Here is a 7027-nt window from a genome sequence, read left to right on the forward strand (position 1 = left end):
TGATCAAGATGCGGCGACAACAGTTCCGCACACTCGTCCAGGGCACGACGGAAAGTCGGCTGCGTATCGTAAAGCTGACGTCCCATCCCTACATACTGCGAGCCTTGGCCGGTAAACAAAAAAGCCAACTCCGGCTCAGCCGCCTCGGTGAATTCACCTCGGGCATCCGTGCCCGCCTCACTGCCTGTCGAGAGGCTCTTAAGCTTGGCGGATAGCTCTTTGGCCGACGTCGCCGTCAGGGCAGCGCGTTCGTTCAGATGTGCCCTTCCCGTATTTAACGTGAAGCACAGGTCGGCCACATCTGTGCCCCCATTCCTTGCGAGATAGTGCAAATGGCGGGCAGCTAATTCTCTGAGGGCTCCCTCGCTTTGCGCAGATAGAACCAGAAGATGGCCCGGTCGCGCAATTTCGAGGGATTTTTCCCGGAGTTCTGGCGCTTGGCCCACGATCAAGTGGGCGTTCGTTCCGCTGAAACCAAAAGCGCTCACACTGGCGATGCGCGGGTGTCCAGTATCCCACTCAATCGCTGTGGTCGGAACGGACAAGGCATAGTCTTCCCACGCGATATGTGGATTCGGCGTTTTGAAGTGAAGGTGAGGTGGAATCTTTCCGCGCTCCACGCACAGGGCAGCCTTGATGAGCCCGGCGACACCCGCGGCCGCTTCGAGATGGCCAACGTTTGTCTTTACCGAACCGATGATGAGTGAATCACCGTCGCGGCGATCTCTGCAAAGTACATTTCCAAGCGCCTGTACTTCAATCGGATCGCCGAGCGATGTTCCAGTGCCATGAGCTTCTACGTAACCTATCTCCGCTGGTTCGAGTCGCGCGCGGTGGAGCGCTTGCCGCATCACCGCCTCTTGCGACGGGCCATTCGGCGCGGTTAGCCCGCTGCTTCGCCCATCCTGGTTGCAAGCGCTACCCAGAATCAAGGCAACGATGCGGTCCCCGTCTGCCTCGGCATGCGAAAGACGCTTTAGCACGACGATCCCAGAGCCCTCGGAGCGCACAAATCCATCAGCCGCAGCGTCGAACGTCTTGCAGCGTCCGTCGGGCGCCAACATGTGGGCTTTCGACAGGCTAATCGTATTGTCGATCCACAAAATGGTGTTTACACCACCAGCCAACGCCATCCGGCAGTCGCCAGCACGCAAGCTCTGACAAGCCAGGTGCACCGCAACCAGCGAACTGGAGCACGCCGTGTCGACGGACAAGCTTGGTCCCTGGAGACCGAGCACATAGGACAACCGCCCAGCAGCCACGCTGTGCGAGTTGCCAGTTGCCAGGTATGCATCGATCCGCTTTAAGTCATCCATGCCGGCGTGCAACTGTAGATAGTCGCTTGTGCCGATCCCGAGGTACACGCCGGTCACGCTTCCCGCCAACTTGTCGAACGGCTGAGCAGCGTTCTCAAGCGCCTCCCAGGCAACCTCGAGCGCCAGGCGCTGTTGCGGATCCATAGTCTCCGCCTCGCGCGGCGAAATGCCAAACAGGTGTGGATCGAATAGGTCCACCCTGTTCAGGAAGCCTCCCCAGCGGCTGCTCACCCGCCCAGGCGCATCGGGGTCAGGATCGTAGACTGCATTGATGTCCCAGCGATCGGCAGGGACCTCGCTAATGGCATCCGTGCCGCTCATCAGTAGATTCCAGAACGCCTCGGGACCGTCGGCGCCAGGAAATCGGCAACCCAGGCCGATGATGGCGATCGGCTCGTCCCGTTCCCGCTCCATCGCTTCGACTTTTGCCTTCAGTCTGCGCTGCTCGAATAGAGCGCGCTTCACTGGGGACAGATCGCCTTCCAACGCGGGCTTTTCCGTCATTCGCATACCTCAGTCTTCATTCAGTTCTTCCAGCAGTATGGCCTCTGCTTCCTCGTCGGAGAGTCCTGCGATTGCCGCCAACTCTTCCTGAGCGTCAGACGCCGAAGCAGTCGTCATTTTCATTTCATCGTCGACCGGCAGCAGTCCATTGAAGAGGTAGTCCGTGATGGCCGCTATCGATGGGTAATCGAAGAGGAGTGTTGCCGGCAAACGCCGGGTCAATCCGAGCCCGTTGCTCAACACGTTACGCAACTCGACCGCAAGCAGAGAGTCGAGTCCGAGTTCCTGCAAGGGGCGGCTTCGATCCGGTGGCCGTGCAGGATCGAGCCCCAGCGCCTTGACTACGCGCTCTTCCACAAACTGGGCAAGCATCGCGCGTCGCTGACTCGCCGGCGCTTGCTTAATCCGATCGAGATGGTTGGAAGGCGCGCTCACCTGCGCGTTCCTCTTTGTAGGCACTCCTCGTGTCAACTCTTCGTGGTATCTGGCACCTGCGAAGCCGACGAGGCGCTCCGATTCCAATTTGTGACCTGCCGTAGCCGCAGCATAGGCCTGCCAATCCATCCCAAACGCGCCGATCTGGCACTCGCCGCGATCAAGCAACATCTCAAACAGCGCCAAACCCTGCTGGGGCGAGATGGCCTGCAAGCCGGTTATCGGCATACGGCTCGCCACATTGCGCTCGGCAGCCGCCCCGATCTGAGCCCACACGCCCCAGTTGATGGCGAGGCAGGGCAGCCCGGAGCTTCGGCGCAGATGAGCCAGAGAGTCCATGAACGCATTTGCGGCCGCATGGTTGCTCTGACCGGGAGTTCCCAGCATCGAGGCCGCGGAGGAAAACAGTACGAAGAAGTCGAGCTGTAGGTGACTGACAAGACGGTGCAGATTCAATGCGCCATACACCTTGGCAGCCATGACCGTCTGGAAGCGCGACCACTCCTGGCGATGCAAAGCTCCATCATCGAGAGTTCCGGCGGCGTGGACGATTCCTCTCAACGGCGGCATGTCGATTGCAACTTTCTTCAGCGCGGCCGCAAGGTCCGCTTCGATCGAAACGTTGCCCTGGGCGATAGAAACTGTTGCGCCGTTTGCTTCCAATCGTTCGATTGTTTCGCGAGCGGCCATCGTCGGGGCATGACGCCCGAGCAGCAGCAGATGACGGGCACCCCGCTCCACCATCCAACTGGCAATGAGCAACCCGAGACCACCCAGGCCGCCAGTAATCAGGTAACTTCCGTCGGAGCGCAGTGCAGGCGCGCCCAAGGCGGACATGCGCCAGGCGGTGGGTCGCTGGGTAACGATGATCTTTCCGATGTGCTCGGCGGTTGACATAAGTCGGAAAGCCGCGCCAACCTGCTTCCAATCGAAGACCCGCCGGGGAAGCGGGACCAATGCACCGGCATCGAACTCCGCCACCAGTTCGCGCAGGATCTGGCCTGATTTCTCGGGATTGCGCGCACACTCCGCCGCCACGTCAATGATGAAGTATTGGGACTGCGGCCGCAAGGCATGGAAGCGAGTCTCACTCCAGATATCCCGCTTGCCCAATTCAACGAAGCGGCCGTTGTCCGCCAAGGCCCTGATGCTGCTTTCCACTCCATCGCCGGAGAGGCTATTCAAAACGACGTCCACACCCCGGCCGCCGGTGGCTTTCAGGATTTCCTCTGCGAAAGCAGTGGTACGCGAATCCATCACATGGTTTACCCCGATCGAGGCGAGGTAGCGCCGCTTTTCTTCTGTTCCGGCCGTGGCGAAGACAATCGCGCGGGCTTTTCGCGCCAGTTGCACGGCAGCCAGCCCTACTCCTCCTGCAGCCGAATGGATTAGCACAGAATTGCCAGAGCTTAATCGCGCCAACGTGTGCAGAGCGTAATGTGCGGTGAGAAAGGCTGCAGGGACGCCGGCGGCTTCTTCGAAAGACAGCCTTTGGGGTTTTGGTACGGTCATTTCCGCGGCGGCCACCGCGTGGGTGGCGAAGCTATTCGAAACCATTGCCATCACGGGTTGACCGATGCGCAGTCCCTTGACCCCAGGGCCCAACGCTGAAACAGTCCCGGCACATTCACCACCCAGAGGCGCGGTCGGATCGGGATACATTCCCAGCGCCAGCAGTAAGTCGCGGAAGTTAAGTCCGGTTGCGCTGACTTCAATTTCCACTTCACCGAGCCCGGGTGGCCGTCTTGCCGATGTCTGGAACGCCAAACTATCGAGCTCGCCAGGTCTCGACATCACTAGCTTCCGCGCTTGCGCCGGTGAATCGCACCTCAGCAGGCGATCCAAGCGGCGGCCGTGCCGCTCACTGCCGCGATAGGCGATTTCCCGCTCGTCATCCGGCGAAAGCAATTCTTCGGGAAGACGTTCCGCTTCTTGGGCCGTGGCGGTGGCCGAAAGGTCAATCCTTGTGCAGAGGAATTCAGGATATTCCACCGCGATTACACGTCCCAGGCCCAGCATCGTTGCGTTTCCGACGTCGACTGCTCCGGTCGGGTCCGGCTGCGCGCCACGCGTAACAAGCCAGAGACGCGGGGCCTCGGAACCGCACGATGCGACCATAGCTTTCACTAGATTCAGCACGCTGCGGCACCCGATCTCCTGTGCCCGATCCACCCCTTCGGTTGTGAGAGCCGTCGCCACCCCGGGACCATCGACCGACCATAGATGGACGATGCCTGCACATGTTCCACCCTCGCCAAGAACAGTGTGTAAAAGCGCACCGTAGTCTTCTTCACTGGCCGGCGAGAGTTCATATTGCCCTTCCGCCAACTTCGTGAAGGTCTTCCCAGGTCGAACGAAGAGACATTTGCACCCCGCGGATTCGAGCCGCTCCGCGGTCTGGATAGCCAGTTCATTGGGATCGGCGAAAATGAGCCAGCGCGGTCTATTCCCCTGCTGCGTTCCTTCTTCGTCTTCCGCGGTCCGTTTCGCCAACACGACCATCTGCTCGAAGATGGCTCCCCCGTTTTCATTTGCGGGCGCCGTGGCGATTTCCGGAAACCCGACTGATGGAAGCAATGTTCGCCACTGCGACATTGAAAGCAACGGATACGAATTTCTCAGTTCGTGATCGGTGAACTTCCACCAGCCTTCCGTCAGGCCGAAGATCAAGTCAACCCAACGCTGGCGTTTGATCCCTTCCACCATGACCAGCAATCCGCCAGGAGCAGTGAGTCCAGAGACTCGAAGCATCGTCTGTCGCAGATTCATCGTCGCGTGCAGCACGTTTGAAGCGATAACAATATCGAACTTATCGCCACGGAATCCTTGCTTATCCGGATCCTCGTCGATATCGAGCAGGCGATACTGGACGAAGCGATACTCCGCAAACCGGTCCTCGGCACGGGCGAGGAAAAAGGGAGAAACGTCGGTGTAGATATACTCCGTCCGTTCTCGCGGCAAATGAGGCAGCACAAAGGCGGTAGTCCCACCTGTGCCAGCTCCGATCTCCAGCACGCGAAATTTTCGATGTGCGGGCGCCATCGCCACGACATCCGCGATGATTCCCGCGACCAGTCCGTTATAGACGCGCGCAAACGGCGCACGATGGTAGATTGCCTCCAGACCTTCCAGCGAACCTGCAGGGAAAATCAATTCAATGGGATCCTGGGCGCCGCAGAACACGGCGGCCAACGCCGCACCGCAGCGGGCAGTCATGGAAATCTCGGCCAGGCACGTTGGCCATTGCTTCATCAACTGCTCGGATAGACGGATTGGGTCGCTCGTCGGCGGCACGCGCTGAACGTTCCAGAATGCGCCTTCACGCAAGAGCACGCCGTCTTCTTCGAGCATTTCCAGGGCACGGTTCAACATCCGCCGATGCGCTGGAACTACGTTGAGTTCTTCAGCCAGGCTGTCGGAGCGACGCCGCTGACCTGGCGAGAGTTCCCACCCGAGGCTCTTCATCGCCGCCATCACGTAACTGGTGCACAGGGCATCGAGTTGGGGAGCGAGAGTGCCGTATTGCGACAAAGAATGCTGCTCGCTCAGGTCTTTCCAACGGTCCGCCGCCTGAGCACTTAGGTTCGCGGTGGAAAGATCGAGGGGAGTGCGAATCGAGGCAGTCTTTCCCGATGATACGGAGCTTTTTAACGGCTTTGCTTGCCATGCCGGCCGATACAGCAACTCCTCAAGCGATTTTTTCTGATCCAGCCCGATGTTACCGAAGGCAGCTCGACTTACTGGCCGCAGAGTCAATCCGTGGATGCTGACAATCAACCTGCCGGAACCATCCAACAATTCCACTTGAGCGGTGAGAGAATTGTCTTCTTCCTGGAGGACCCTGGCCCGTGCTGAGCGCAACTCCCGGGCGGGCCCGTGAAAGTGTATCCGCCGAAACCCAACGGGCAGGTAAATTGCTTCGGTGCCGTCTGACTCATTGGGCAAACAAGACAACGCTGCTTGGAGGCCCGCGTCGAATATCGCCGGATGCAGCCAATACAGAACGCGACTCTCGGCCTGTGTCGTCAGTGTTTCTGGCAGGCGGAGCACGACCTCGGCCATGCCATCTAGTGAACGGATCCGCGCGATACCACGAAAGGATTCGCCATACTCCAACCCCCTGGCTCGCAAATGCCTATAAAACTCTGCACCTTCCCGCCATTCCGAGCTCTTCAAAACAGGCAGTTGGGGCTCGGGAAGGGAAGCACCCTCCTCAAGCACCGCGCGGGCTATGCCGGCTGCATGGAGCCGCCAATGCGCCCGGTCGTCAAGGCTCTGAAACTCGAAGGCGTAGGCATTGGTCTCCCCGGAGACCGGCGACACGATCAGTTGTAAAGTGCGCGTTCCTGTTTCCGGGAAGACAAGCGCGTCCTCGATAGCCATCTCCTCGATTTGGCAATCACCCTCGTTCAATTTCGCGAGTGCCGCCCGGACCGCCTCGAAATAACCCGTTGCGGGAAAAACCGCTTCACCGAAAATGCGATGATCATTCAGGTACGCTGGTGTCCAAGTTCCAAGCGAAACCTCATACACGATGTCGGTCAAGCGAGGCGAAAGAATGGCCCGCCCGAGCAAAGGATGTCCTGCCATATGGTCAAGGTTTGCTGCTCCTGGCGTTGCGTCGGGCGAAGTCGCACTTGGACTTTCAATCCAGAATCGTTCGCGCTGGAAAGGATAGGTAGGGAGGGCGAGGCGTCGTCGCGGGTAGTCGTGGTCGAATGCCTGCCAGTCGATCCTGACTCCGTGCACGTAGAGGACCCCCAGTGCCGACA

General features: G+C 59.5%; 2 protein-coding genes. Both read right to left on the reverse strand.

Features of this window, described 5'->3' with window-relative positions:
* Positions 1–1820, reverse strand: a 1820-nt coding sequence (locus tag WCA10_RS03505; protein ID WP_472821104.1) for a type I polyketide synthase, incomplete at its 3' end; no start/stop codon positions are given.
* Positions 1821–1829: 9 nt separating this feature from the next.
* Complete coding sequence (locus tag WCA10_RS03510; protein ID WP_472821105.1) at positions 1830–7004, reverse strand: SDR family NAD(P)-dependent oxidoreductase; 5175 nt, start codon at positions 7002–7004, stop codon at positions 1830–1832.
* Positions 7005–7027: the final 23 nt, after the last annotated feature.

It is taken from the genome of Occallatibacter sp., assembly GCF_049582745.1.
Taxonomy (GTDB): Bacteria; Acidobacteriota; Terriglobia; order Terriglobales; family Acidobacteriaceae; genus Telmatobacter.